Source organism: Actinomadura sp. KC06, from assembly GCF_004348735.1.
In the GTDB taxonomy this organism is placed as follows: domain Bacteria; phylum Actinomycetota; class Actinomycetes; order Streptosporangiales; family Streptosporangiaceae; genus Spirillospora.
Map to the genome: position 1 here is coordinate 51,914 of NZ_SMKT01000008.1, position 25,628 is coordinate 77,541.

Sequence of the window (25,628 nt, forward strand, 5' to 3'; positions counted from 1 at the left end):
CGCCTCAGGCTAGTACATTGGACGGGTACCAGATCAACGATCGAGTCACTCGAACAGCGTACGAGCAGGAGTGCCATGGCGCATATCGAGGTGAGCCGCCTGACCTACGCGCCGCCCGGCGGACGGCTCCTGCTGGACGACGTCTCGTTCCGCGTCGGAGCCGGAGCCAAGGCGGCGCTGGTCGGCCCGAACGGCGCCGGGAAGACCACGCTGCTGCGCCTGATCGCGGGCGATCTCCGGCCGTCGGACGGCGTCGTGACGAGTTCCGGCGGCCTCGGCGTCATGCGCCAGTTCATCGGCGGCATCCGCGACGGCCGCACCGTCCACGACCTGCTGCTCTCGGTGGCGCCCGAGCGTGTGCGGGAGGCGGCCGGCGAGCTGGCCGAGGCAGAGTCCGCCCTGGACGAGAGCGAGCAGAGCCAACTCGCCTACGCCCAGGCCATCACCGCCTACACGGACGCGGGCGGCTACGACATCGAGATCGTCTGGGACACCTGCACGACGGCCGCGCTGTCCCTCCGCTTCGACGAGGCGAAGACCCGGCCGGTGACGACGCTTTCGGGCGGTGAGCAGAAACGCCTCGTCCTGGAGGCCCTCCTGCGCGGCCCGGACGAGGTCCTCCTCCTGGACGAGCCCGACAATTACCTGGACGTGCCCGGCAAGGAATGGCTGGCCGAGAAACTCCGCGGCGCGAACAAGACCGTCCTGCTCGTCTCCCACGACCGGCAATTGCTCGCCGACACGGCCGACCGGATCGTCACGGTGGAATCACGCGACGTCTGGGTCCACGGCGGCGGGTTCGCGGGCTACGCGCAGGCCCGCCGCGACCGCACCGAGCGCCTTCACGAGCTGCGCCGCCGCTGGGACGACGAGCACGCCCGCCTCAAACGGCTCGTCCACACGCTCCGCCAGCGCGCCACCAACAATGACGCGGTCGCCTCGTCCTGTCAGGCCGCTCGCACCCGGTTGCAGCGCTTCGAGGAAGCGGGGCCGCCGCAGAGCGCCCCCAAGGAACAGAACGTGCGAATGCGCCTTCGAGGCGGGCGCACCGGAAAACGTGCCCTGATCTGCGAGTCGCTGGAACTGGCCGGGCTGACGCGTCCTTTCGACCTCGAAGTCTGGTACGGCGAGCGCGTCGCAGTTCTGGGCTCGAACGGTTCGGGCAAGTCGACATTTCTGCGCCTGCTCGCCGGTGACGACATTCCTCACGAAGGCGTTCACCGGCTGGGGGCTCGGGTCGTCCCGGGCCATTTCGTCCAGACGCATGCGCGCCCCGATCTGCAAGGCCGCTCGCCCGCGCAGATCCTCATGTCGGAGAACGCGCTGACCCGCAACGACGCGATGGCGGCGCTCGCCCGCTACGAGCTGGCTCCCGCGGGCTCCCGCCCGTTCGAGACCCTGTCGGGAGGCCAGCAGGCCCGGCTGCAGATACTCCTGCTGGAACTGTCGGGCGCGACCCTGCTGCTCCTGGACGAGCCGACCGACAACCTCGACCTGGCCAGTGCCGAGGCGTTGCAGGAGGGTCTGGCGTCCTATTCGGGCACCGTCCTGGCGGTGACCCACGACCGCTGGTTCGCCGCCGACTTCGACCGCTATCTCGCCTTCGGTACCGACGGCGAGGTCCGCGAGTCTGACACCCCGATCTGGCGCGCCGACATGGCCGGATTGTGATAGCGGACGGAAGGAACGGTATTTGATCGTCCCTCCTCGGAGGGAGAGGCTTGGCCTGACCGCGAGGGGGACGATGTGGGCGACTGGCCGGACAGCGAGCTGAGCGACGAGGAACTCGACGTCGCGTACAACGTGCGGCGGAAGGCCGGGAAGGAGCTGCTGGAACGGCATCTCGCCCGGTACCGCGCCGAGTCGGAGCAGGCCGTCGCGGGCCTCCCCGGGCATCCCGGAGTCGTCTACGACGAGGCGAGCGGTGAGCGGCTGGACGTCTGGGGCGCCGACGGCAACGGCCTCAGACCGGTCTTCATCTTCTTCCACGGCGGATACTGGTTCGCGCTTTCGCGGCAAGACTCGTCGTTCATGGCGCGGATGCTCCACGAGCAGGGCATCGCGACCGTCGTCCCCGATTACACGCTCGCCCCGAAGGCGACGCTGGAGGAGATCGTCCGGCAGGCGCGGGCGGCGGTCGCGTGGGTGCATCGGCACGGGCGCGAGCACGGGCTCGACCCGGAGCGGATCGTGGTCGGCGGGAGCTCGGCGGGCGGGCACCTGGCCGGGATGACGATGGCCGGACGCTGGCAGGAGCGGTTCGGGCTCCCCGAGGACGTCGTGAAGGCGGCGATGCCGGTCAGCGGGCTGTTCGACATCCGCCCGATCACCCGCATCTACGTGAACGACTACCTGCGGCTGGACGAGGAGCGGGCGGCGGCGCTGAGCCCCGCCCTACTGCCCGCCGACCGGCGGTGTCCCGCCGTGTTCGCGGTCGCGGAGAACGACGGCGCCGGGTTCCTGGCGCAGTCCCGGCGGTTCCAGCCGCAGTGGGACGCAGGCGACCTGATCATCGTCCCGGACCGCGACCATTTCGACGTCGTCCTCGACCTGGGAGACGCGGAGACGGTGCTCGGCGGGAGGCTGGTCGATCTCGTCCGGTCCGTGTGATCAGGTCACCGCGCCGGCGATCTCGGCGGCCTCGTGCCGGAGGTGGTCGAGCATCAGCCGGGCCGACGGCGTCGGGGCGCGGTGCGCGGGAAGGGTGACGCCCACCTGGCGGCGGACGGTCTCCAGCGGCACGGGCAGCGGCGCGATGTCGGCGTCGGTCCGGGCCACCAGCTCGGGCAGCGCGGCGATCATGTCGGTGTCGCGGACGAGCGTCCGGACGGTCAGCACCGAGGTGCACTCGACCAGGTTGTCCGGCAGGACGAGCCCCTCTGCTCGGAAGACCTGCTCCAGCTCGGTGCGCAGGGCCGTCTGCTCCAGCGGCAGCACCCACGGGTAGTCGAGCAGGTCGGCCAGGCCGAGGTCCCGCCGGTCGCGGGCCGGGTGGCCGCGGCGGGCGACGAGCCGGACGGGCTCGCCGTAGAGGGTGATCTGGCGGAGCCCGCGCAGGTCGCCGATCGGGTTGAGGCGGCCGAGGATCAGGTCGATCTCGCCGTCGAGCAGGCGCGGGACCTGGGCGTCGAACGTGGCCTCCCGGACGATCACCGTGATGCCGGGGCGGTCCCGTTTCAGGGCGGCGATCGCGCGCGGCAGCAGCACGTTGGACCCGGCGAGGAGCGTTCCGATGGTGACGGTGCCGACCTCGCCGTCCGCGAGGCCGGTGATGCGCTCGCCCGCGCGGCGCAGCTCGGCGAGGACGGCGCGGGCGTGCTCGACGAAGGCGTCCCCGAACATCGTCGGCGTCACGCCGCGCGGGCCACGGGTGAACAGCTCCACGCCGAGGATGTTCTCCACCTCGCGGAGGCTGCGCGTCACGGCGGGCTGCGCGAGGTGGAGGTGCTCGGCGGCCCGCAGGACGCTGCCCTGGTCGGCGATGGCGACGACGAGGACCAGGTGGCGGAGCTTCAGCCGTCCGTTCAGCAGGTCGATCGCGCGCATGCCGCCTTACTATCACAGTCCCGTGATAGCTCCATGGTCGATTGGTATTTGCCAGGCATAGCTTCGCGGGCAGAGGATCGAGGTGGCGGAACGTCCGCGGGAGGAGAGCGATGAAGGCTGAGCACTATGTCGGCGGCGTGTTCCGTTCGGACGGGACGTCCTTCCCGCTCATCGCGCCCGCGGACGGCTCCGAGCTGGGAGCCGTCCCCGAGGCCACGCGGGAGGTCGTGGACGACGCCGTCACCGCGGCTCAGGCGGCGCTCCGCGGCCCCTGGGGGACGACGAGCGCCGAGGACCGCGCCGCCGCGCTGAGGGCCGTCGCCGACGGGATCCAGGCCCGGTTCGAGGAGTTCGTGGACGCGGAGGTCGCCGACACCGGCCGGTCCCGCGAGTTCGCCAGGACCGTCGACGTGCCGCGCGCGATCGGCAACTTCCGCTCCTACGCCGAGCTGCTCTACGGGCGTCCCGAACGGGCCTACACGACGCAGATCCCGGGGTGGAGCGGGGGAGCGGGGGAGGCGCTCAACTACACGGTCCGCAGGCCGCTGGGCGTCGTGGCGATCATCTCCCCGTGGAACCTCCCGCTGCTGCTGTCGACGTGGAAGATCGCGCCCGCCCTCGCCTGCGGCAACGCGGTCGTGCTGAAGCCGTCCGAGGAGACGCCGTCCACCGCGACGCTGCTCGCCCGCGTGATCGACGACGCCGGGCTCCCGGACGGCGTGTTCAACCTGGTCCACGGGCACGGCCCGGACGCGGCGGGGGAGTTCCTCACCGGACATCCGGGCGTCGACGCGATCGCGTTCACGGGCGAGTCCGCCACCGGCGCCGCGATCATGCGGAACGCCGCCGACCACGTCACCCCCGTCTCGTTCGAGCTGGGCGGCAAGAACCCGGCGCTGGTGTTCGCCGACGCCGACCTCGACGCCGCCGTGGACGGGACCGTCCGCTCGTCGTTCACCCACTCCGGCCAGATCTGCCTGTGCACCGAGCGCGTCTACGTCGAGCGGCCGGTCTTCGACGAGTTCGTCGTCCGGCTCGGCGAGCGGGCCTCGGCCCTGGACGGCTACGGCCCGATGATCTCCGCCGGCCACCGCGACAAGGTCCTCGCCTACTACGGGCTCGCCCGCGACGAGGGCGCCACGGTCGTCGCCGGCGGCGGGGCGCCGTCCTTCGGGGACGAGCGGGACGGCGGCTTCCACGTCGAGCCGACCGTCCTGACCGGGCTCCCCGAGACGGCCCGCGCCGTCCGCGAGGAGATCTTCGGCCCGGTCTGCCATGTCGCGCCGTTCGACACCGAGGACGAGGCGCTCGCGCTCGCCAACGACAGCCCCTACGGGCTCGCGTCCACGCTGTGGACCCGCGACCTGTCCAGGGCGCACCGGGTCGCGCCGCGCGTCGAGACCGGGATCGTCTGGGTGAACTGCTGGAACATCCGCGACCTGCGCACCCCGTTCGGCGGTGTCAAGGCGTCGGGGATCGGGCGGGAGGGGGGAGAGTACTCCTTGGACTTCTTCTCCGAGCCCGTGAACGTGTGCATCCAGATCTGAAGGCGAGCCCAGTGACAACGAACATCGACGCCGCGGCCGAGCGGCTCCTCGACGCCTACGCGTCCGGCGTGCCGTGCGCGCCCGTCCGCGACCTGATCACGACGGCGGACGACGGGTACGCCGTCCAGGACCGGCTGACCGGGCGCTGGCTCGGCGAAGGACGCCGGCTCGCCGGACGCAAGATCGGCCTGACGTCGCGGGCCGTCCAGGAGCAGCTCGGCGTGGACAGCCCCGACTTCGGCATGCTGTTCGCCGACATGGCCGTCCCGGACGGGGCGGAGATCCCCGCGGGCGCCGTGCTGCAGCCGCGGGCGGAGGCTGAGGTCGCGCTCGTGCTGGAGCACGACCTCGTCCACGAGCGGCACACCGTCGCCGACGTGATCCGCGCGACCGCGTTCGCGCTGCCCGCCATCGAGGTCGTCGGCAGCCGCGTCCGCGACTGGGACATCACGCTCGCCGACACCGTCGCCGACAACGCCTCGTCCGGCCTGTACGTGCTGGGCGGCCGCCCGGTCCCGCTCAAGGACGTCGACCTGCGCCTGTGCGGGATGGTGGTGGAGCGCCGCGGCGAGCAGGTCTCGACCGGCACCGGCGCCGCCTGCCTCGGCCATCCGCTGAACGCGGCGCTGTGGCTCGCCGACACGCTCGTCCGCGTCGGGCGCCCGCTGCGCGCGGGCGACACGGTCCTGACCGGCGCGCTCGGCCCGGTCGTCCCGGCCGCGCCCGGCGACGTGTTCGAGGCCCGCATCGACGGCCTCGGCGACGTCCGCGCCGCCTTCGGCAAGGAGCAGGGCTGATGGTGGACGTCGACATGCTCGCGGAGCGGCTGGACAAGGCCGCCCGGGACGTCATGCCCGTGGCGAAGCTCACCGAGCGGACACCGTTCGACGTCGCGACCGCCTACGCCGTCCAGCGCGCCGGGATCGAGCGGCGCCGCCGCCGGGGCGAGCGGCTTGCCGGGGTGAAGATGGGCTTCACCAGCCGCGCGAAGATGGCGCAGATGGGCGTGGACGACGTCATCTGGGGCCTGCTCACCGACGCGATGCTCACCGAGTCGGCCGTGGACGTGTCCCGCCTGATCCATCCGCGGATCGAGCCGGAGATCGCGTATCTGATCGGCCGGGAGGTCCGCTCGGCCGCGGAGGTCGAGTCGGCCGTGACCGGCGTCGCGGTCGGGTTCGAGGTGCTCGACTCCCGGTACCGGGACTTCAAGTTCACCCTCCCGGACGTCATCGCAGACAACGCGTCCGCCGCCCGGTTCGGGTTCGGGGCCTGGCACGCGCCGCGCGACCTGTCGAACGTCGGCCTGCTCATGGAGATCGACGGGCGTCCGGTGCAGACGGGCTCGTCCGCGGCGATCCTCGGCGACCCGGCCCGGTCCCTCCGCGCCGCGGCCCGGCTCGCGCTCGGCGCGGGGCTGAGGCTGGAACCCGGGTGGATCGTCCTCGCGGGCGCCGCGACGGCCGCCGTCCCGCTGCCGAAGGGCGCGCACGTGCGGGTCACCGGCGCGGGCCTCGGCAGTGTGGAGGTCACCGCATGAGCGGAGCGAACCGGGGGGTGTGGGGGGTCGGCCCCCCACAGGAGGCTCGCATGAGCGGAGCGAACCGGGGGGTGTGGGGGGTCGGCCCCCCACAGGAGGCTCGCATGAGCGGAGCGAACCGGGGGGTGTGGGGGTCGACCCCCCACAGGAGGCTCACATGAGCGACGATGCGATTCTCGTCGCGGGCAAGGCCGCCCCGCGTGGACGGTTCCCGCATGTGAAGCGGGCCGGTGATCTCGTGTTCGTGTCCGGGACGAGCTCGCGCCGCCCGGACGGGACGTTCGCCGGGGCGAGCGCCGACGCGATGGGCGTCACCGACCTCGACATCCGGGCGCAGACCCGCGCCGTCATCGAGAACGTCCGCGACCTGCTCAGGGCCGCGGGCGGCGACCTGCCCGACCTCGTGAACGTCACCGCGTACCTGGTGAGCATGAACGACTTCGGCGGGTACAACGAGGTCTACGCCGAGTACTTCGACGAGACCGGCCCCGCCCGCACCACCGTCGCGGTGCACCAGCTCCCGCACCCGCACCTGCTCATCGAGATCTCGTGCGTCGCGCACATCCCCGCAGACCGCATCCCCCATTCCAGTGAGGAGGCCGGAGCATGACCCTGCCGCAGCTCTCGTTCGGACGGCCGTTCAACTTCGAGTCCTGGATCGACGAGCACCGCGACCTGCTGAAGCCGCCGGTCGGCAACGTCCAGGTGTTCGACGACGCGGGCCTGATCGTCATGGTGGTCGGCGGCCCGAACCAGCGGACCGACTTCCACGACGACCCGAAAGAGGAGTTCTTCTACCAGCTCAAGGGCAACATGGTGCTGCGCGTCATGGAGGAGGAGGGCCGCCCGCCGGTCGACCTGCAGATCAACGAGGGCGACATCTTCCTGCTGCCGCCGCACGTCCGGCACTCGCCGCAGCGGCCCGAGGCGGGGTCGATCGGCCTCGTCGTGGAGGTCCCGCGGCCGGAGGGCCAGCGGGAGGCGTTCGAGTGGTACTGCACCGAGTGCCACCACCTCGTGCACCGCGTCGACCTGCAGGTCCGCTCGATCGTGGACGACCTGCCGCCCGTGTTCCAGAGCTTCTACGACGGCGACCGGAAATGCCCGCACTGCGGTGCCGTCCACCCGGGCAAGACGTGGCCGCAGACGATGACCCCGGCCACCGCGCCGCGGGCGTGACGAGGGTCCCGTGACGGTCATCGACGTCCACACGCACGTCTTCCCCCAGATCACCCGGCGGGAGGGCGCCCTGCTCACCGGCGCCGGGCAGCCGTGGCTGCGCGTCGACGGCGGCGGCGCCGGAATGATGATGAGCGGCGACGAGGAGTACCGGCCGGTCGGGGAGGCGCTCTGGGACCCGGCCCGCCGGCTGGCCGACATGGACGCCGCGGGCGTGGACGTCCAGGCCGTCTCGTCCACCCCGCTGATGTTCGGCTACGCCGCCGAGCCGGGCCGCGCCGCCGACTGGTGCGACCTGGTCAACGAGCGCATCCTCGCGTTCTGCGCGGGCGCGCCCGGGCGGCTGCTCCCGCTGTGCCAGGTCCCGCTGCAGGACCCGGCGCTCGCCTGCGACGTCGCGACCCGCGCGAAGGCGGCCGGGCACCGCGGCGTCCACATCGGCAACCACGTCGGCGACCGCAACCTCGACGACGAGGGCATCACCGAGTTCCTCGCCCACTGCGCCCGCCTCGGCCTGCCCGTGCTGGCGCACCCCTGGGACATGCTCGGCGCCGACCGCATGCGCGGCCACATGCTGCCGTGGCTCTGCGGCATGCCCGCGGAGACGCAGCTCAGCATCCTCGGGCTGATGCTGTCCGGGGCGTTCGAGCGGATCCCGGAGTCGCTGCGGCTGTGCTTCTGCCACGGCGGCGGAAGCTTCGCGTTCCTGCTCGGACGGGCCGACAACGCCTGGCACCGGCGCGACATCGTCCGCGCGGGGTCGCCGCGGCCGCCGTCGGAGTACGTCGACCGGTTCTACGTCGACTCCGCCGTGTTCGACCCGCGCGCCCTCCGCCTCCTCGTGGACGTGATGGGCGCGGAACGCGTGATGCTCGGCACCGACTACCCGTTCCCGCTGGGCGAGCTGGAGCCCGGCACGACGATCCGCGAGTGCCCCGGCCTGGACGACGCCGAATGCGCCCTCCTGCTCGGCGGCAACGCGGAGACGTTCTTCGCCGCCGCCCCCGTCGAAGAGGAACTCGTGACCACCGAAGGAAGCGCACCATGAACCTCGAAGAAGCACCGTGAACCTCGAAGAAGAGGCGCGGCGGCTGGACGCGGGCGATCCGCTGCCCACGCTGCGCAGCGAGTTCCTCGTCCCGCCCGCGCCCGGCGGGACGTTCGAGGAGGCGGCGTACTTCGCCGGGAACTCCCTCGGCCTCCAGCCGAGGAGCGTCGCCGCATTGCTCCGCGAGGAGCTGGACGACTGGGCGCGGCTCGCCGTCGAGGCCCACACCCAGGGCCGCCGCCCCTGGGTGGACTACCACGAGCTGGCCCGCGAGCCCGCGGCCCGGCTCGTCGGCGCGCTGCCTCACGAGGTCGTCGCGATGAACTCGCTGACGGTCAACCTGCATCTGCTGATGGCGAGCTTCTACCGGCCCGCCGGGACGCGCACCCGCATCGTCATCGAGGACTCGGCGTTCCCGTCCGACTCGTACGCGGTCGCTAGCCAGGCCGTCCACCACGGGCTCGACCCGGCCGCGGCGGTGGTCCGCCTCCGGCCGCGTCCGGGCGAGGAGAACCTGCGCACCGAGGACGTCCTCGGCTTCCTCGAACGCGAGGGCCGCACGGTCGCGCTCGTCCTGCTCGGCGGTGTCAACTACCTGACCGGCCAGCTCATGGACATGCCGGCGATCACCAAGGCGGGCCGGGCCGCCGGCGCCGTCGTCGGCTGGGACCTCGCGCACGCGGCCGGGAACGTCCCGCTGCGGCTGCACGACTGGGACGTCGACTTCGCGGCCTGGTGCACCTACAAGTACCTCAACAGCGGGCCGGGCGCGGTCGCGGGATGCTTCGTCCATGAGCGGCACGTCCGGGACGCGTCCGTGCCGAAGCTGTCGGGCTGGTGGGGGACCGACCCGTCCGTCCGGTTCCGGATGGATCCGGACATCGCGCCGCCCGCGTCGGCCGACGCCTGGCAGCTGTCCAACCCGCCGATCCTGGCGCTGGCGCCCGTCCTCGCCTCCCTGGAGATCTTCGACCGGGTCGGGATGGACGCGCTGCGCGCCAAGAGCGAGCGCCTCACCGCCTACCTGGCGTCGCGGCTCGCCCCGATCAGCGGCCTCGACATCATCACCCCGCCCGACCCGGCCGCCCGCGGCGCCCAGCTCTCCCTCCGGGTGGACGGCGCGGGCGCCCTCGTGAAGCACCTCGCGGACGCGCACGGCGTGATCGCCGACGCCCGCGAACCCGACGTCGTCCGCCTGGCCCCCGTCCCGCTGTACTGCACGTTCCACGACTGCCACCGCGCCGCCGAAGCCCTCACCGCCCTCCTCTAGGACGCGTCGTCCACATCGATTCGGCCCAGCGGGGGAAGGTGGTCACCCGCTGGAGGGAGGCTGCGACAGGGCGGTCGTCGTGATGATGTCGGCATGACCACGATCTGTGCACCCCGGCCCGCCGCTCGAACCGAGACCTGGCCTGTTACGGCTGTGACCTGGGCTGTTGGGGCGTTCATCGCCCTCGTTGCCGTGCTGGTCGCGAGCAAGCCGCTGCGCGGTGAGAGTTTCGGCGGCACCGACGGTGTGGTCGTGCTCGCCTGCGGGCTGCGCGCCCTGACCATCGCGATGGCGCAGGCGACGATCCGCTCGTGGGGGCGCCGGGTGCCCGGCTGGCTGCTGCTCGGCGGCCTGGCGGGCGCGGCGGGCCTCCAGGTCTTCTACCCGCTGGCCGAACTGGTGATCAAGCTGACGGTCGTGGTGGGCTTGGTGGAGGAGACCGGTCTGGGCGCGACCCACACCGACGCCACGGCCTGGTTCAATCTGGTGATGACCGCGCTGATCTGGGGCGTCCCCGGTGCGTTGCTGGCCCGGATCGCGGTGCGGTACCAGAGCCGGGCGGGCGTGTCGTCGCGCTGGGTCTTCCTGGGGATCGTCGGCGGCCTGGCCTTCCTCCTGGGGCTCGGCCTCCTGATCGGCTGACGCCTACTACCACGAGGAATCACTCGTCTAGGAAAGGTACGACCTGGATGGGCTTGGACATCGAGCATCGCGCGTCCGACTCGCCGTTCATCGAGCGGGTGTGGCGCAGCCGCAGCCAGGACGTCGACCAGATGACGTCGATCGCGACCTCACGGTGGAACCTGGTGTTCTGGGAGCAGTCCGATCAGGTCAATGTGGCCGTCCAGGGCCCGGAGTCCAGAGCCGGTACCGCCCCGGTCCCCGAGGACGCGACGTACAAGACGTGAATGAGCGTGTCCGCTAACTTTCCAGGTCAGCCCATCGGCCGACACCGCCCGCGCTCGTCCGGGCAACAGGAAGGTCACATCGTGCGGAAGATCGTCAGCTACTCGCTCATCTCGGCGGACGGTGTCGTCGACGACCCTCCGGTGTTCGTCCACGACTTCGACGAGGTCATGAGAGAGCATCTCGGGACCGTCATCGGCACCCAGGACACCGTGCTGCTCGGCCGCCGAGGCTACGACGACTGGGCCTCCCACTGGCCGACCGCCGGCGAGGAGCCGTTCGCGAGCTTCATCAACGGCGTGCGGAAGGTGGTGGTCACCTCCAAGCCGCTGGGGACGCCGTGGGCCGGAGCCGAGGTCCTCGCCGGCGACCCGCGGGCATCCCTCGCCGAGCGGCTCGCGCCGATCCGGAACGCCTCAGGCGGCGACATCGGTGTCCATGGCAGCGTCACCTTGGCCCAGTCCCTTCTGGCCGAAGGGCTCGTGGACGAGTTGCGGCTGGTGATGACGCCGTACCTCGCCGGCGGAGGCCGGCGCCTGTTCGACGGCGCACCGGCGGGAGCGCTGGAACTCGTAGGGTCGAGAAACACCCCGACCGGCACCGTGCTCCTCCACTACCGGATCCGCCGCCGGCCGTAGAAGCGGGTGAGCATCATCCATGGTCAGGGGCCGGTCGCGGTTCGCGCGGGAGCTTCGGCCGGCCGGGTGGCGGTGAGGTCGGACGGGCGGCGCGGGCGGAGGGCGCCGGCGGAGAGGGTCATGAGGGCGACGACGCAGGTGATCATGGCGAAGGCGGCCGGGTAGGAGAGGGCGCCGGCCGTCCAGCCGGTGACGGCGGGCGCGGTCAGCCCGGACAGGTAGGTGATCGTCGCGACGCCCGCCACGCCCTCCCCGGGCGTCGCGCCGGTGTCGGCGGCGGCCGCGAAGACCAGCGGCAGGACCGTCGCGACCCCGATGCCGAGCAGCGCGAATCCGGCCATCGCGGGCAGCGGGGCACGGGACACCACGACCAGGACGCCGCCGAGCACGGCGACCGAGCCCCCGCACCGGACGACCTTCGCCGCGCTCAGCCGCCGGACGAGCCGGTCGCCCAGGAGCCGCGCGCCCGCCATGCACGACATGAAGATCGTGAAGCTGGCGGCGGCGAGGCCGGGGCCCGCGTCCGCGACCTCGGTGAGGTACACGGCGGCCCAGTCGGCGCTCGCGCCCTCGGCGAAGGTGCCGCAGAACCCGACGAGGCCGATGGCGAGGACGGCCCGGGTCGGCAGCGCGAACCGGCGCGGCGCCGGGACGCCCTCGGTCGGCCGGTCCGCGAGCAGCCCGCGTCCCGCCGCGAGGGCCGCGGCGAGCAGCACGGCCGCGACCAGGCCGAGGTGCAGCCGGGCGTCGACGCGGGCGTGCGCGGCGAGGATGCCGACGCCGCCGGCGGCCAGGCTGCCGACGCACCACAGGCCGTGCAGCCCGGAGATGATCGGGCGCCGCAGGTGCCGCTCGACGGCGACGCCGTGGCCGTTCATGACGACGTCGCACATGCCGGAGGCGGCCCCGTAGAGCAGCAGGGCCGCGAACAGCCAGGCGGGCGCGGGCGCGAGCGCGGGCAACGCGAGGGCCGCGCTCCACGCCGCCGCCAGGATGCGGATGGACCGCCGCTCGCCGATCCGGTGCGCGAGGCGGCTCGCGGTCGGCATGGCGGAGAACGCGCCGATGGACGGGCACAGCAGGGCGAGGCCGAGCACGGCGGGGGAGAGGTCGAGCCTGTCCTGGATCCACGGGATGCGGGTGGCGAGCGTCCCGGCCACGGCGCCGTGGACGGCGAACACGACGCCGATGGCGCGGTGCTGAGGGTTCATGACCACAGAAACTAACAGGCAGGCTTCCTGATGAAAAGTGAAAACAGGCAGGAACCCTGATTATTATGGGAGCGTGAAGACCGCCGACCCGACGATGGCCCGCGCGATCAACGACCGGCTCGCGCTCGACCTGCTGCTGGAGCGGGGACCGCTGACCGCCCCGCAGCTCCGCGCGCTGACCGGGCTGTCGCGCCCGACCGTGTCCGACCTGATCGAGCGGCTCCGCGCCGGCGGGCTGATCGAGGTCGCCGGGGAGGCGGGCGCCGACCGGCGGGGCCCGAACGCGCGCCTCTACGGCCTCGTGGGGGGCCGCGCGCACGTGGCCGGGGTGAACCTGCGGCGGGACGCCGTCCATGTGGTCGTCTCCGACATCGCGGGGAACGAGACCGGCGCCGCGTCGCGGCCCTTGCCGGACGCGCCCGATCTGGTCGCGCTCATCGCCGGCGCCGTCGCCGACGCCGCGGGAGGGCGCGTCCCGCACACGGTGGTGCTCGGCACGCCCGGCCTGATCCATCCGCGCACCGGGCTCGCCACCGACAGCGGCGTCCCCGGCTGGCGTCCCGACCTGGGCCCGGCTCTGGCGGACCGGCTGGGCGTGCATGTCACCCTGGAGAACGAGGTCAACCTGTCGGCCGTCGCCGAGCACCGGACGGGCGCCGCGGCCGGACGAGACGACTTCGCTCTGCTTTGGATGGCCGACGGCATAGGCGCCGCCGTCTTCCTGGACGGACGGCTCCGCCGCGGCGCGTCCGGCGGAGCGGGCGAGGTCGGCCTGCTCAAGTTCGGCGGCATGGACTTCTGCGACCTGGTGGGCGCCGTGCGCGACCTCGCCCCGGAGGAGTTCGCGGACCGGATCGTCCAGGGCGTGTTCGCGCTGGTCGCCGTCCTGGACCCCGGCCTCGTCATCCTCGGCGGCGACCTGGGCCGCGCGGGCGGCGACCGGCTGGCCGGGCTGGTCGCCGAGCGGCTCGGCCGGATGTCCCCGGCGCCCACCGAGGTGCGGCCCAGCGGCGTCGAGGGCGACACCGTGCTGCGCGGCGCGGTCCTGACCGCTCTCGACCTGGCCCGCGACGACGTCTTCCGCTAGCCCTCCACCGGCCCGGTCTCCGGCTCCTTGGGCAGCCGCTCGCCGGTGCGGAGCCGGTCGAGGCCGAGCCAGATGAACTCCACGGCCATCTGCTCGGCGCGCTCGCGCGGGGTGTCGGGGTGCTCCAGCCACCACGAGACCATCGACAGCATCGACCCGTACATCAGCGGGACGAGGAGCCGCGCCCGCCGCTCGTTCACCTCCAGCGCGGCCCGCGACAGCTTCGGGTCGGCGCGGCGGCGGCGCAGCAGCAGGTCGGCGAACGCGGTGCCGAGCCGCTCGCGGAGCTCGCGCAGCTCAAGCCCCACCTCGGGCTTGTCGAGATGCCGCACGACGAGCGCCCACGCGTCCGGCTCCTCGGTGGCGTAGTCGAACAGCACCCGGATCATGGCGCGGATGCCGCCCGCGGAGCCGTGCGCGGCGAGCACCGCCGCGTTGAGCCGTCCGGTCAGCTCGGCGACGATCGCCTCGGTGACCTCGGCGAACAGCTCCTCCTTGGACGCGAAGTGCTGGTACAGCAGCGCCTTGGACACCTGCGCGGCCGCCGCCACGTGCTCCATCTGCGTCAGGTGGTAGCCGCGCCTGCCGAACTCCTCCAGCGCGATCCGGAGCAGCTGCTCGCGCCGCCGGGCGTGCGGCATCCGCCGCCGCGCGCCCGCCCCCGCTTCGGCGTCGGTCATGCGCCGGTGTACTTGCCCAGTTCGGCGCGCGCGACGGACCGGACGTGGACCTCGTCGGGGCCGTCCGCCAGGCGCAGCGTGCGCAGCCCCGCCCACATGGCCGCGAGCGGAGTGTCGCCGCTGACGCCGGCGCCGCCGTGGACCTGGATCGCCTTGTCGACGACGTCCAGCGCGACCCGCGGCGCGATCACCTTGATCGCCGCGACCTCGGACCTGGCGGCCTGGACGCCCTGCCTGTCGATCAGCCAGGCGGTCTTGAGCGTGAGCAGCCGGGCCTGCTCGATCGCCATCCGGGACTCGGCGATCTGCGCCCGCACCACGCCCTGCTTGGCGAGCGGCCCGCCGAACGCCTCGCGGGACACGGCGCGCTCGCACATCAGCTCCAGCACCCGCTCCGCCACGCCGATCGCGCGCATGCAGTGGTGGATGCGGCCGGGGCCGAGGCGGGCCTGGGCGATGGCGAACCCGCCGCCCTCCTCGCCGACGAGGTTCTCCACCGGGACGCGGACGTCGGTGAACGTGATCTCGCAGTGGCCGTGCTGGTCCTGGTAGCCGAACACGGGCAGCGGCCGGACGACCTCCACGCCGGGCGTGTCCATCGGCACCAGCACCATCGACTGCTGCCGGTACGGGTGCCCGCCCGGGTCGGTCTTGCCCATCACGATCATGATCTTGCAGCGCGGGTCGGCGGTGCCGGTGATCCACCATTTCCGGCCGTTGATGACGTAGTGGTCGCCGTCGCGCTCGATGCTGGTGGAGATGTTGGTGGCGTCGGAGCTGGCGACGTCCGGCTCGGTCATCGCGAACGCGCTGCGGATCTCGCCGTCCAGCAGCGGCGCGAGCCACCGCTCCTTCTGCTCGGGCGTGCCGAACAGGTGCAGGACCTCCATGTTGCCGGTGTCGGGCGCCGCGCAGTTGGCGGCCTCCGGCCCGAGCTCGGGGGAGCGGCCCAGCGTCTCGGCGAGCGAGGCGTAGTCGACGACGGAGAGGCCGTGCGCCGGGTCCTTGCTGTCGGGCAGGAACAGGTTCCATAGGCCGCGCTTGCGCGCCTCGACCTTGAGGTCCTCGACGATCTGCGGGACGTGGTGCTCGCGGCCCGCCGTACGCAGTTCCGCCCGCTGAGCCGCGTAGACGGGCTCCGCCGGGTAGACGTGGGCGTCCATGAATTCCTGGAGGCGGCCGTGGTACTCCCGGGCCCGCTCGCTCAAACCGAAGTCCATTCCATTAGGGTAACTGACGAGTCAGTTACTTCATGAGGGAGTCCCCATGCCGGCGTTCGACGGGTCCGGGAAGGTCGCCCTGATCACGGGCGGGTCCAACGGCATCGGCGCCGCCGTGGCCCGGCGGCTCGCGCGGGAGGGGGCGCGTGTCGTCCTCGCCGACATCGACGCCGAGGCCGGCGCGGCGCTCGCGGACGAGCTGGACGGCGCGTTCGTACGCTGCGACGTGCGCGAGCCCGGCGACAGCCAGGCCGCCGTCGCCGCGGCCGTGGACCGCTTCGGCGGACTGGACGTGGCCTTCCTCAACGCCGGCGTGGCCGGAGGCGGGGGAGTCGGCGAGGACTTCGACCTCGCCGCGTACCGGCGGGCGATGGGCGTCAACCTCGACGGCGTCGTGTTCGGCGTGCACGCCGCGCTGCCCGCGATCCGCGCCCGCGGCGGCGGCGACATCGTCGCGACCGCGAGCATGGCCGCGCTCACCGCGACGCCGTTCGACCCGGTCTACGGCGCGAACAAGGCGGCGGTGGTCGGGCTCGTCCGCGCGCTCGGGCCGGCGTTCGCGGACGAGGGCGTCCGGGTGAACGCCCTGTGCCCGTCGTTCGCCGACACCGACATCCTCGTCCCGATGAAGGGGCACCTCCAGGAGACGGGGTTCCCGATCCTGGACGTGGACGACGTCGTGACCGCGTTCATGCAGGTCCTGGACGGGGACGGCACGGGTGAGGCGTGGTACGTGGTGCCCGGGCGCCCGGCGGAGCCGTTCAGGTTCCGCGGCGTCCCCGGCCCGCGCTGAGCACGAGAGCCGACAGGAGAGTCATGCGCGCGATCCAGATCACCGAGTTCGGCGGGCCCGAGGTCCTGACCGTCACCGAGCTGCCCGACCCGGCCGCCGGGCCCGGGCACCTGCTCATCGACGTCTCGCGGGCGGGCGTCAACTACGCCGACACCCACCAGGCCGAGGACAGCTACCTCTCGGAGTCCACGCTGCCGATGGTGCCGGGCGGCGAGGTCGTCGGCACGGCTCAGGACGGCAGGCGGGTCGTCGCGCTCGTCGGCACCGGCGGCTATGCGGAGAAGGCCGTCGCCTCCGAGGCGCTGGCGTGGGACGTCCCGGACGCCGTCGACGACGTCACCGCGCTCGCCATGATCGTCCAGGGCGCTTCGGCGTGGGTGCTGCTGCGCCGCAGCGTCCACCTGGAGCCGGGCGAGTCGGTCGTCGTGCACGCCGCCGCGGGCGGGGTCGGGTCCATCGCCGTCCAGCTCGCCAAGGCCTGGGGCGCCGGACGGATCATCGCCACCGCCTCGTCCGCGGACAAGCGCGACCTCGCGCTCGAACTCGGCGCCGACGCCGCGGTCGACGCGAACGAGCCCGACCTCACGGCCGCGCTGATCGACGCCAACGGCGGACGGCGCGTCGACGCCGTCCTGGAGATGACCGGCGGGACGGTCACCGACCAGAGCCTGCGCGCCCTTGCGCCGTTCGGGCGCCTCGCGTTCTACGGGATGGCGTCGCGGACGGAGCCGTCGCCCGTCCGCCCCGCCACGCTCATGGCCCACTCGACGACGATCGCGGGCATGTGGCTGGCGCACGTGTTCCGGCTCCCCGGCGACGTCATGCGCACCGCGCTGGACGACCTGTTCGGCCTCGCCGTGGACGGACGCCTCCGCGTCGTCGCGGGCGGCGAGTACGGGCTCACCGAGGCCAGGCGCGCCCACGAGGACCTGCGCGCCCGCCGCACCACCGGCAAGCTCGTCCTGGATCCGTCCCGCTGAACCGGGACCAGCCGACCGGCCGGATCAGCCGACAAGGCCGTTCTCGTAGGCGTAGACGACGGCCTGGGTGCGGTCGCGCAACGCGAGCTTGGTCAGCACGTGTCCCACGTGCGTCTTGACCGTCTGCTCGGCCAGCACCAGCTCCCCGGCGATCTCGGCGTTGGACAGGCCGCGGGCGATGAGCCGCAGCACGTCCAGCTCCCGCGGCGTCAGCGCCGCGGTCGCCTTCGGGCTCGGCCGCTGGTGGCGGCGCCGCCGCGCGAAGTCGCCGATCAGCCGCCGGGTGATGGACGGGGCGAGCAGCGCGTCCCCGGCCGCCACGATCCGCACGCCGTTCACCAGGTCCGCCGCGGACGCGTCCTTCAGCAGGAACCCGCTCGCGCCGGAGCCGAGCGCCTCGTACACGTACTCGTCCAGGTCGAACGTCGTCAGGACCAGCACCTTGGGCCGCGCCCCGGCCGGGTCGGCGTCCGCGGCGGGCTCGCCGACCAGCTCCGCGGTCGCGGCCAGGCCGTCCATCTCCGGCATCCGGATGTCCATGACGATCACGTCCGGATCGAGCCTGCGGGCCATCTCCACCGCCTCGCGGCCGTTGCCCGCCTGCCCGATCACCTCGATCCCCGGATCGGAGGACAGCAGCGCCGCGAGCCCGTCGCGGATCATCACCTGGTCGTCGGCGATCAGCACCCGAATCGTCACACGTCAACAGTACGGGGCAAAGATCAGTCGGTGTCCCCGTACGGCAGTTCCGCGACGACCGACCAGCCGGCCTCCCGGCGCGGGCCCGCGTCGAAGCGGCCGTCGAGCATCGTCACGCGCTCGCGCATCCCGACCAGGCCGTGCCCGCCGCCGTGCGACTCCGCCGGCGTGCTGCGCGGCCCGTCGTCGATGACCGACACCGCGAGCGCCTCCGCGCCGTACTTGATCTCGATGTGGACCCGCGCGCCCGGCGCGTACCGGGCCGCGTTGCTCAGCGACTCCTGGACGATCCGGTACGCCGACAGGTCCACGCCGGTGTCCAGCGGACGCGGCATCCCGACGACGACGCTCGCGACCGACAGCCCGGAGCGGCGGGCCGCCGCGACCAGGTCGTCCAGCCGGTCCAGCCCGGGCTGCGGGGCCCGCTCGGCGCCCTCGTCGTCGGAGCGCAGCAGCCCCACGACGCGGCGGGTCTCGGTGAGCGCCTCGCGCGCCGCGTCCCGCACCACCCCGAACGTCTGCTTCGCGGCGTCCGGCAGGTCGGGGATCTTGTAGGGGGCGGCCTCCGCCTGCATCGCGATCACCGACATGTGGTGCGCCACCACGTCGTGCAGCTCGCGGGCGATGCGGGCGCGCTCCTCCAGCACCGCCTGCCGGGCGAGGTCCTGCCGGTGCTGCTCCTCGCGGCGGCGCAGCTCCTCCACGGCCGAGTGCCGGCCGCCGACCGCGTCCCCGAACGTCAGCGCGACCGCGAAGATCCCGGCGAGGATCATCCCGAACCAGCCGGGCATCCCGAACGCGACGGCGGGCAGCAGCACCCCGGCGATCGTGACCGTGCCGACGCCCACGGTGGTCTGCCGGTCGGCGCCGACCCCGGTGAAGAACAGGATGACGATCAGGGCCAGGATCGCGGTGACCGGCCACGGCATGAACCCCGTCCCGTGCCGGACGACGACGGTCAGCAGCAGCCCGGCGGCCGCGACCCGCCACGCCGCCAGCGGCCACCGCGCCGCGAAGATCAGCGGCGTCGCCTGCAGCACGCCGAGCGGCCAGGCGAGCCCCGGCTTCACGTGGTACTCCACGATCGCGATCGCGATCGACCCGGCGGTGAAGCCGATCGTCATCGCGAACATGAGCGCGAGGATCGGGACGCGCAGCGAGAGGTTCCCGGGCAGCAGCGTGACGGCCGGGTGGTCGTCGCGGCCGGGCACGACGGCGGCGCGGACGCCGGCGATCAGCCGGTTCCGGGCCCCCGACGCGGCGTGGTCTGGATGGTTCATTTGCGTCGAGCCTAGATCCACCGGCGCCGCGACGGCCTGACCCGGCGGAGGGAGATGCGACCCGCACCCTGGGTATCAGCCCGCTTCCGCCGCAATCGGGCCGGTCACGTCCGGCAGGAAGTGATCTTGCGGTGATCGCCGGGGCGACGGAGACTGCGGGAATGAGCGACCTCAGCCATCCGATCTTCGCCCGGCTCTATCCGCGCCTCGCCGCCGGCTGCGCCAAGGCGGGCGGCGACGCGCACCGCGCCGAGCTGCTCGCGGACGCGTCCGGCCGCGTCCTGGAGGTGGGCGCCGGATACGGGGCCAACTTCGCGCACTACCCGCCCGAGGTCACCGAGGTCGTCGCCGTCGAGCCCGAGCCGCTGCTGCGCGCCAAGGCCGCCCGCGCCGCCGCCGCCGCGCCCGTCCCCGTCACCGTCAGGCCCGGCGTCGCCGAGGACCTCGACGCGGACGACGCCTCCTTCGACGTGGCGGTGGCCTCCCTCGTGCTGTGCTCGGTGCGCGACCCCGTCCGCGCGCTCGCCGAGTTGCGGCGCGTCCTCAGGCCCGGCGGGGAGCTGCGGTACTACGAGCACGTCCGGGGCAGGACGCCGCGGAAGGTGCGGTTCCAGCGCTACGCCGACCTGGTGTGGCCGTTTCTCGCCGCCGGCTGCCGCCTGACCCGCCCGACGGACGAGTGGATCGCCCGCTCCGGGTTCACCGTCCGGCGGGAGCGGCACTTCGAGTTCCCGGCGTCCGCCCGCGCCAACCCCGCTTCGCCGCACGTCATCGGGGTCGCCGTCCGCGACTAAGGCCCGCCTGCCGGGGAAGATCAGGCCGCATGACCACACCGGACAGCGGACCGAGACCCGCGGCGGACCGGCGGCGGGACGCGCCGTCCCACTCCGTCGCCACCGCCGTGCTCCTCGCGGGCGCCGCCGCCCTCGGCGGATTCCTGTTCGGCTACGACTCCTCCGTCATCAACGGGACCGTCGACGCGCTCAAGGAGACCTTCGGCCTGAGCGGCTTCGCCGTCGGTTTCGTCGTGTCGGCCGCGCTGCTCGGCTGCGCCGCGGGCGCCTGGTTCGCCGGGCCGCTCAGCGACCGGATCGGCCGGGTGCGGGTGATGCACGTCGCCGCCCTGCTGTTCGTGATCAGCTCGCTCGGCTCGGCGCTCGCGTTCAACCCGGTCGACCTGACGTTCTGGCGGCTGGTCGGCGGGGTCGCCATCGGCGCCGCGTCCGTCATCGCGCCCGCCTACATCGCCGAGATCGCGCCCGCCGAGCTGCGCGGACGGCTCGGCTCGCTCCAGCAGATGGCGATCGTCCTCGGCATCTTCGCGGCGCTCGTCGTCGACTACGTCATCGCCCAGGTGTCCGACGGCGGCGCGACCGGGACGTTCCCCTGGGGCGGCGGCGCATGGCGGTGGATGTTCGCCAGCGCGGTCGTCCCGGCCGTGCTCTGGGGGATCATCGCCACGGCGATCCCCGAGTCGCCCCGGTACCTGGTGAAGAAGCACGAGACGGCCCGCGCCCGGCAGGTCCTCGCCCGCGTGATGGGCCACGGCGACGTGGACGCCAAGATCGGCGACATCGAGCGGTCGATCGCCAGCGACCGGCCCGTCCGGCTGGGCGACCTGCGCGGCCCCCGGCTCGGGCTGCTGCCGATCGTCTGGGTCGGCGTCCTGCTGTCGGTGTTCCAGCAGTTCGTCGGCATCAACGTGATCTTCTACTACTCGTCCTCGCTGTGGCAGGCGGTCGGGTTCTCCGAGGACGACGCGATGCTCACCTCGGTGATCAACTCGCTGGTCAACGTCCTGTTCACGCTGGTCGCGATCGCGCTGGTCGACCGGGTCGGGCGGCGGCCGCTGCTGCTCGGCGGCGCCGCCGGGATGGCGGTCTCCCTCGGCCTGCTGACGGTCTGCTTCGCCACCGCCCCCGTCGTGGACGGCGAGCCGCGCCTCGGCGACCTCGCCGGGCCGGTCGCGCTGGTCGCCGCCAACGTCTTCGTCGCCTCGTTCGCCGCGACGTGGGGCCCGGTGGTCTGGGTGATGCTCGGGGAGATGTTCAACAACTTCATCCGGGCGTCCGCCCTCGCCGTCGCCGCGGCGGCGCAGTGGCTCGCCAACTGGGTGATCACCACGACGTTCCCCGGCATCTCCGGGTTCTCGCTGGGGCTGGCGTACGGGATCTACACGGCGGCCTCCGTCCTGGCGTTCGTGTTCGTGATCCGCGCCGTCCCCGAGACCAAGGGGCGCGAGCTGGAGGACATGGACAAGCTCGCCGCCCCCGGAGCCCGCTCCTGAGCGCTTTTTACCGCCGTGCGCCGGTTCGTCCCATCGGCTACGCTGGACGCATGCCGCACGTGTTCGAGACGACCGCGCCGGGTCACTCCCGGCGCGACGGCGGCATGTCCTGACATTGCACGCGGTGGGCCCCGGGAGCGATCCCGGGGCCCTCTCGCTTTCCAAGGCCGCCGACCGGGATCGCCGCGGGCCCTCCATGATCAGAGGAGCACCAGAGATGGAGGCGGATGCGTCCGGGGCCCACCCCGAGTCGATACCATCGGAACCCGCTGATCCCGGCCCATCACCACGAGGAGAATCCGTGTCCGAGCTGCGCATCACCGTCGACGGCGGCGAGCGGGCGGTGCCGGTGGGCGCCACCGCGGGCCAGGCGCTGGACGCCGACGGCCGCACCGTGATCGCGGCCCGGGTCAACGGCGAGCTGCGCGACCTCGCGGCCGGGCTGAGCGCCGGCGACGCGGTCGAGCCCGTCGAGATCGGCTCCGCCGACGGACGGGCGATCATGCGGCACTCCGCCGCGCACGTCATGGCGCAGGCCGTCCAGGAGCTGTTCCCCGAGGCGAAGCTCGGCATCGGCCCGCCCGTCGAGAACGGCTTCTACTACGACTTCGACGTCGCCGAGCCGTTCACCCCCGACGACCTCAAGCGCATCGAGAAGCGGATGCGCGAGATCGTCAAGCAGGGGCAGCGCTTCTCCCGCCGTCCCGTCTCCGACGACGACGCCCGCGCCGAGCTGGCCGAAGAGCCCTACAAGCTGGAGCTCATCGGCCTCAAGGGCTCAGGTGGCGCCGAAGAGGCGGCCGAGGGTGCCAGCGTCGAGGTCGGCGGCGGCGAGCTGACCATCTACGACAACCTCGACGCCAAGTCCGGCGAGCTGCGCTGGAAGGACCTGTGCCGCGGCCCGCATCTGCCGTCCACCCGCGTCATCCCCGCGTTCAAGCTGATGCGGACCGGCGGCGCGTACTGGCGAGGCAGCGAGAAGAACCCGCAGCTCCAGCGGATCTACGGCACCGCGTGGGAGTCCAGGGAGAAGCAGGACGAGTACCTGAAGTTCCTGGAGGAGGCCGAGAAGCGCGACCACCGCAGGCTCGGCGCCGAGCTCGACCTGTTCTCGTTCCCGTCCGAGATCGGCAGCGGCCTCGCCGTCTTCCACCCGAAGGGCGGCGTCGTCCGCCGCGTGATGGAGGACTACTCGCGCAGGCGGCACGAGGAGAGCGGCTACGAGTTCGTCAACACCCCGCACATCACCAAGGGCGACTTGTTCGACACCTCCGGCCACCTAGGCTGGTACAAGGACGACATGTTCCCGCCCATGGAGGTCGACGGCGGCGACTACTACCTCAAGCCGATGAACTGCCCGATGCACAACCTGATCTTCAGGGCGCGCGGGCGGTCCTACCGGGAGCTGCCGCTGCGGCTGTTCGAGTTCGGGTCGGTGTACCGGTTCGAGAAGTCCGGCGTCGTCCACGGCCTCACCCGCGTCCGCGGCATGACCCAGGACGACGCGCACATCTACTGCACCCGCGGGCAGATGGTCGACGAGATCAAGAAGCTGCTCACCTTCGTGCTCGACCTCCTCCGCGACTACGGGCTGAACGAGTTCTACCTGGAGCTGTCCACCAAGGACGACTCCGAGAAGTTCATCGGCTCCGACGACGAATGGGCGGAGGCCACCGCCGCGCTGCGCGAGTCGGCCGAGGAGTCGGGCCTCGACCTTGTCGACGACCCGGGCGGCGCCGCGTTCTACGGCCCGAAGATCTCCGTCCAGGCCAAGGACGCCATCGGCCGCACCTGGCAGCTGTCCACCATCCAGGTCGACTTCAACCAGCCCAAGCGGTTCGGCCTGGAGTACCAGGCGGCGGACGGCACCCGGCAGCAGCCCGTCATGATCCACCGGGCGCTGTTCGGGTCGATCGAGCGGTTCTTCGGCGTGCTGCTGGAGCATTACGCGGGCGCGATGCCGCCTTGGCTGGCACCGGTGCAGGCGGTCGGCATCCCGATCGGCGAGGCCCACGTCCCGCACCTGGAGAAGGCCGCCGCCGCGCTGCGCGAGCGCGGGATCCGGGTCGAGGTGGACGCCTCGTCCGACCGGATGCAGAAGAAGATCCGCAACGCGCAGAAGCAGAAGATCCCGTACATGCTGCTGGCGGGCGACGACGACGTGGCCAAGGACGCCGTGTCGTTCCGGTACCGCAACGGCGAGCAGAAGAACGGGGTCCCGATCGCCGAGGCGGCCGACGAGATCGCCAAGGCGGTCGAGGCCCGCGTGCAGATCTGACGGGCGGCTGGAGGGCCCGGTTTGAGCAGACGGCGGATGAAGGTCGGGCGCCCGGGGCGGTGGCCCCGGTCGACGCGGTCGCCCCGGTCGGCGCGGCGGCGGCCGTGGTCTGCGCGGCGGGCCCGGCGGGTCCGGCGGCCCCGGTCACCCTGGGTCCGGATCGGCGGCTACGGCGGTGCCGCGCTGCTGGCCGCCGCCGCCGTCGTGGTGCTCCTCATGCCGCTGATGGACGACGGGCGGGACGCCGGGGCCGCGGGCGCCCAGGGCCCGGCGAACCCGTCCGCCGCGCCGACCGGCGGGCAGCCCGGCGGCGCCGGCCTTCCCGCGTCCCCGACGCGGCCCGCGCCGCAGGAGAACCGCAGGGGAGAGCCCTACCCCGGCGGGCAGGGCGGCGGGCCCGAGATCCCCGAGCAGAACGGCCCGGCCCAGCTGTCGTGGTGCCCGCGGGGGACGGCGTACTACCGTGCCGTCCGCGACGGGGTCGACGTCGTGATCACCGTCTCCTCCAGCGGGGCGATCCGGGCCGAGATGTCCCTGGACGGAGGGCGGCAACCGGCGTCGCAGCAGACCACCGTCAAGGGCGGCGGGCCGCACACGTTCCATTTCACGGGCGTCCCGCCGCAGCTCGTCCAGCGCGTCAAGGTCACCACGGTGTCGGTCGGCGTCGCCATGCAGACGTGCTACGCCCGCGTCGCGGCCTGATCGCCGGGCAGGCGGACGTCCTCCACCGACACGTTCACCGCGGCGATCCGCATCCCGAGCATCATGCCCGCGACCCGCGCCACGTTCGCCTTCACCAGCCTCGCCACGTCCTTGATGACGGTGCCGTACTCGACGGCGATCGCGACGTCGAGGGCGACCTCGTCCGCGTGCTCGTCCAGGTCGACGCGCACGCCCGCCCGCGCCCGCGCCGCGTCCCGGCCCTGAGCGTCCGGGCCCTGGGCGTCCGGGCCCTGCGCGTCGGGGCCTTGCGCGCCGGGACCCGGAGCGCCGGGACGCGGGACGAGGGCGGCGACCCCGCCGACCTCCAGCGCGGCCAGCGCGGCGATCTTCCCTATGACGCCGTTCTCGATCGTGATGCGGCCGTCCACCGCGGTGGTGATGTCGCCGGGCGTGCCCTGCAGCGTCATCGGCAGCGCGTTCGCGCCCGAGGTCAGCGCGGACGGCGCGGACAGGGGCGGTCTCGACGGCGGCACCGGCCCCCGGCGCGCGGCGGGCCCGGGGAAGAACGTCCCGGCACCGGGCTCCGGCCTCGGCTCGCCACTTCCGGTGAAGCCCTTGTCGAGCCCGGTCATGATCGCTCCCTGGGGGTCGGTGGAATGACCATGGTGGCGGAGGGACCCGCGGGACGTCACGCACGGGTGTGATCGCGGGCGCGTCCCGCACGCGTGCCCGGCGGGGATCCCGGCTACAGCATCCCGGGCATCTCTCTCTATGCT

26 protein-coding genes are annotated in these 25,628 nt (G+C 73.0%); 19 read left to right on the top strand and 7 right to left on the bottom strand.

All coding sequences use genetic code 11. From position 1 onward, the window contains the following. Nucleotides 1–75 precede the first annotated feature (75 nt). Together E1287_RS04770 and E1287_RS04775 are read left to right on the top strand one after the other, a co-directional pair. On the top strand, nt 76–1,671 hold the full coding sequence (locus E1287_RS04770; RefSeq protein ID WP_131963572.1) for an ATP-binding cassette domain-containing protein: 1,596 nt from the start codon (nt 76–78) through the stop codon (nt 1,669–1,671). Between the two features lie 75 nt (nt 1,672–1,746). Further along, nucleotides 1,747–2,610, top strand: a complete 864-nt coding sequence (locus tag E1287_RS04775; RefSeq protein WP_207934009.1) for an alpha/beta hydrolase — start codon at nt 1,747–1,749, stop codon at nt 2,608–2,610. Here the strand turns inward: E1287_RS04775 and E1287_RS04780 are convergent, their stop codons facing one another. Continuing rightward, a complete protein-coding gene (locus E1287_RS04780; protein WP_131963573.1) occupies nt 2,611–3,546 on the bottom strand; it encodes a LysR substrate-binding domain-containing protein in 936 nt (311 codons plus the stop codon). Nucleotides 3,547–3,656: 110 nt separating this feature from the next. On the opposite strand from E1287_RS04780, the gene E1287_RS04785 reads away from it, so the two are divergent. From E1287_RS04785 to E1287_RS04830, 10 genes are all read left to right on the top strand, one after another. Continuing rightward, nucleotides 3,657–5,093, top strand: a complete 1,437-nt coding sequence (locus E1287_RS04785; RefSeq protein ID WP_131963574.1) for a 2-hydroxymuconic semialdehyde dehydrogenase — start codon at nt 3,657–3,659, stop codon at nt 5,091–5,093. Between the two features lie 11 nt (nt 5,094–5,104). Next, nucleotides 5,105–5,890 (top strand): fumarylacetoacetate hydrolase family protein, encoded by a 786-nt coding sequence (locus tag E1287_RS04790; protein WP_243718628.1) that lies wholly within the window; start codon nt 5,105–5,107, stop codon nt 5,888–5,890. Beyond that, nucleotides 5,890–6,633, top strand: coding sequence for a fumarylacetoacetate hydrolase family protein (locus E1287_RS04795; protein WP_131963576.1), 744 nt, complete (start codon nt 5,890–5,892; stop codon nt 6,631–6,633). Before E1287_RS04790 ends, E1287_RS04795 begins: the two co-directional genes overlap by 1 nt. A 157-nt stretch (nt 6,634–6,790) precedes the next feature. Then, nucleotides 6,791–7,243 (top strand): RidA family protein, encoded by a 453-nt coding sequence (locus tag E1287_RS04800; RefSeq protein ID WP_131963577.1) that lies wholly within the window; start codon nt 6,791–6,793, stop codon nt 7,241–7,243. Further along, nucleotides 7,240–7,812, top strand: coding sequence for a 3-hydroxyanthranilate 3,4-dioxygenase (locus E1287_RS04805; RefSeq protein WP_131963578.1), 573 nt, complete (start codon nt 7,240–7,242; stop codon nt 7,810–7,812). Before E1287_RS04800 ends, E1287_RS04805 begins: the two co-directional genes overlap by 4 nt. Before the next feature lie 10 nt (nt 7,813–7,822). Further along, nucleotides 7,823–8,860, top strand: a complete 1,038-nt coding sequence (locus E1287_RS04810) for an amidohydrolase family protein (RefSeq protein ID WP_131963579.1) — start codon at nt 7,823–7,825, stop codon at nt 8,858–8,860. Nucleotides 8,861–8,876: 16 nt separating this feature from the next. After that, nucleotides 8,877–10,130: a kynureninase gene (kynU, locus tag E1287_RS04815; protein WP_207934010.1), complete on the top strand. Its 1,254-nt coding sequence runs from the start codon at nt 8,877–8,879 to the stop codon at nt 10,128–10,130. Between the two features lie 153 nt (nt 10,131–10,283). After that, complete coding sequence (locus E1287_RS04820; protein WP_131963580.1) at nt 10,284–10,772, top strand: hypothetical protein; 489 nt, start codon at nt 10,284–10,286, stop codon at nt 10,770–10,772. Nucleotides 10,773–10,819: 47 nt separating this feature from the next. After that, complete coding sequence (locus E1287_RS04825) at nt 10,820–11,038, top strand: hypothetical protein (RefSeq protein WP_207934011.1); 219 nt, start codon at nt 10,820–10,822, stop codon at nt 11,036–11,038. Between the two features lie 81 nt (nt 11,039–11,119). Continuing rightward, a complete protein-coding gene (locus E1287_RS04830; protein ID WP_131963581.1) occupies nt 11,120–11,674 on the top strand; it encodes a dihydrofolate reductase family protein in 555 nt (184 codons plus the stop codon). Nucleotides 11,675–11,697: 23 nt separating this feature from the next. On the opposite strand, the gene E1287_RS04835 is transcribed toward E1287_RS04830, so the two are convergent. Beyond that, the gene (locus E1287_RS04835) at nt 11,698–12,885 is read right to left on the bottom strand and encodes an MFS transporter (protein WP_131963582.1); all 1,188 of its coding nucleotides are present in this window, start codon (nt 12,883–12,885) and stop codon (nt 11,698–11,700) included. A 73-nt stretch (nt 12,886–12,958) separates the two neighbouring features. On the opposite strand from E1287_RS04835, the gene E1287_RS04840 reads away from it, so the two are divergent. Then, on the top strand, nt 12,959–13,972 hold the full coding sequence (locus tag E1287_RS04840; protein ID WP_243718630.1) for an ROK family transcriptional regulator: 1,014 nt from the start codon (nt 12,959–12,961) through the stop codon (nt 13,970–13,972). Here the strand turns inward: E1287_RS04840 and E1287_RS04845 are convergent. Together E1287_RS04845 and E1287_RS04850 are read right to left on the bottom strand one after the other, a co-directional pair. Beyond that, entirely contained in the window at nt 13,969–14,652 is a 684-nt protein-coding gene (locus tag E1287_RS04845) for a TetR/AcrR family transcriptional regulator (RefSeq protein ID WP_131963583.1), read from the bottom strand. The two genes, E1287_RS04840 and E1287_RS04845, sit on opposite strands and share 4 nt — an antisense overlap. After that, entirely contained in the window at nt 14,649–15,872 is a 1,224-nt protein-coding gene (locus E1287_RS04850) for an acyl-CoA dehydrogenase family protein (protein ID WP_131963584.1), read from the bottom strand. The genes E1287_RS04845 and E1287_RS04850 overlap by 4 nt, the downstream gene beginning before the upstream one ends. A 46-nt stretch (nt 15,873–15,918) precedes the next feature. Between E1287_RS04850 and E1287_RS04855 the strand changes: the two genes are divergently transcribed. Together E1287_RS04855 and E1287_RS04860 are read left to right on the top strand one after the other, a co-directional pair. Continuing rightward, entirely contained in the window at nt 15,919–16,665 is a 747-nt protein-coding gene (locus tag E1287_RS04855; protein ID WP_131963585.1) for an SDR family NAD(P)-dependent oxidoreductase, read from the top strand. 23 nt (nt 16,666–16,688) lie between these two features. Beyond that, complete coding sequence (locus tag E1287_RS04860) at nt 16,689–17,645, top strand: NADPH:quinone oxidoreductase family protein (protein WP_131963586.1); 957 nt, start codon at nt 16,689–16,691, stop codon at nt 17,643–17,645. A gap of 24 nt (nt 17,646–17,669) precedes the next feature. Here E1287_RS04860 and E1287_RS04865 read toward each other — a convergent pair whose 3' ends face one another. Together E1287_RS04865 and E1287_RS04870 are read right to left on the bottom strand one after the other, a co-directional pair. Beyond that, a complete protein-coding gene (locus E1287_RS04865) occupies nt 17,670–18,344 on the bottom strand; it encodes a response regulator transcription factor (RefSeq protein ID WP_131963587.1) in 675 nt (224 codons plus the stop codon). Between the two features lie 23 nt (nt 18,345–18,367). After that, on the bottom strand, nt 18,368–19,624 hold the full coding sequence (locus tag E1287_RS04870; protein WP_131963588.1) for a sensor histidine kinase: 1,257 nt from the start codon (nt 19,622–19,624) through the stop codon (nt 18,368–18,370). 161 nt (nt 19,625–19,785) lie between these two features. Here E1287_RS04870 and E1287_RS04875 point away from each other — a divergent pair, with 161 nt between their 5' ends. The 4 genes from E1287_RS04875 (at nt 19,786) to E1287_RS04890 (ending at nt 24,891) form a co-directional block, all read left to right on the top strand. Then, a complete protein-coding gene (locus E1287_RS04875; RefSeq protein ID WP_131963589.1) occupies nt 19,786–20,418 on the top strand; it encodes a class I SAM-dependent methyltransferase in 633 nt (210 codons plus the stop codon). Nucleotides 20,419–20,447: 29 nt separating this feature from the next. Then, nucleotides 20,448–21,911, top strand: a complete 1,464-nt coding sequence (locus E1287_RS04880; RefSeq protein WP_131963590.1) for a sugar porter family MFS transporter — start codon at nt 20,448–20,450, stop codon at nt 21,909–21,911. Between the two features lie 253 nt (nt 21,912–22,164). Next, complete coding sequence (thrS, locus tag E1287_RS04885; protein WP_243718637.1) at nt 22,165–24,189, top strand: threonine--tRNA ligase; 2,025 nt, start codon at nt 22,165–22,167, stop codon at nt 24,187–24,189. Between the two features lie 36 nt (nt 24,190–24,225). Beyond that, nucleotides 24,226–24,891: a hypothetical protein gene (locus E1287_RS04890; protein ID WP_131963592.1), complete on the top strand. Its 666-nt coding sequence runs from the start codon at nt 24,226–24,228 to the stop codon at nt 24,889–24,891. Here the strand turns inward: E1287_RS04890 and E1287_RS04895 are convergent. Continuing rightward, nucleotides 24,870–25,484 (bottom strand): Asp23/Gls24 family envelope stress response protein, encoded by a 615-nt coding sequence (locus E1287_RS04895; protein WP_131963593.1) that lies wholly within the window; start codon nt 25,482–25,484, stop codon nt 24,870–24,872. The genes E1287_RS04890 and E1287_RS04895 overlap by 22 nt on opposite strands. Between the last annotated feature and the right edge of the window lie 144 nt (nt 25,485–25,628).

Coding starts and splice junctions, on each gene's coding strand:
- E1287_RS04805 (WP_131963578.1), top strand. CDS start 7,240: ATGACCCTGCCGCAGCTCTCGTTCGGACGGCCGTTCAACTTCGAGTCC.
- E1287_RS04800 (WP_131963577.1), top strand. CDS start 6,791: ATGAGCGACGATGCGATTCTCGTCGCGGGCAAGGCCGCCCCGCGTGGA.
- E1287_RS04770 (WP_131963572.1), top strand. CDS start 76: ATGGCGCATATCGAGGTGAGCCGCCTGACCTACGCGCCGCCCGGCGGA.
- E1287_RS04825 (WP_207934011.1), top strand. CDS start 10,820: ATGGGCTTGGACATCGAGCATCGCGCGTCCGACTCGCCGTTCATCGAG.
- E1287_RS04890 (WP_131963592.1), top strand. CDS start 24,226: ATGAAGGTCGGGCGCCCGGGGCGGTGGCCCCGGTCGACGCGGTCGCCC.
- E1287_RS04875 (WP_131963589.1), top strand. CDS start 19,786: ATGAGCGACCTCAGCCATCCGATCTTCGCCCGGCTCTATCCGCGCCTC.
- E1287_RS04870 (WP_131963588.1), bottom strand. CDS start 19,624: ATGAACCATCCAGACCACGCCGCGTCGGGGGCCCGGAACCGGCTGATC.
- E1287_RS04850 (WP_131963584.1), bottom strand. CDS start 15,872: ATGGACTTCGGTTTGAGCGAGCGGGCCCGGGAGTACCACGGCCGCCTC.
- E1287_RS04880 (WP_131963590.1), top strand. CDS start 20,448: ATGACCACACCGGACAGCGGACCGAGACCCGCGGCGGACCGGCGGCGG.
- E1287_RS04835 (WP_131963582.1), bottom strand. CDS start 12,885: ATGAACCCTCAGCACCGCGCCATCGGCGTCGTGTTCGCCGTCCACGGC.
- E1287_RS04855 (WP_131963585.1), top strand. CDS start 15,919: ATGCCGGCGTTCGACGGGTCCGGGAAGGTCGCCCTGATCACGGGCGGG.
- E1287_RS04860 (WP_131963586.1), top strand. CDS start 16,689: ATGCGCGCGATCCAGATCACCGAGTTCGGCGGGCCCGAGGTCCTGACC.
- E1287_RS04845 (WP_131963583.1), bottom strand. CDS start 14,652: ATGACCGACGCCGAAGCGGGGGCGGGCGCGCGGCGGCGGATGCCGCAC.
- E1287_RS04795 (WP_131963576.1), top strand. CDS start 5,890: ATGGTGGACGTCGACATGCTCGCGGAGCGGCTGGACAAGGCCGCCCGG.
- E1287_RS04785 (WP_131963574.1), top strand. CDS start 3,657: ATGAAGGCTGAGCACTATGTCGGCGGCGTGTTCCGTTCGGACGGGACG.
- E1287_RS04780 (WP_131963573.1), bottom strand. CDS start 3,546: ATGCGCGCGATCGACCTGCTGAACGGACGGCTGAAGCTCCGCCACCTG.
- E1287_RS04895 (WP_131963593.1), bottom strand. CDS start 25,484: ATGACCGGGCTCGACAAGGGCTTCACCGGAAGTGGCGAGCCGAGGCCG.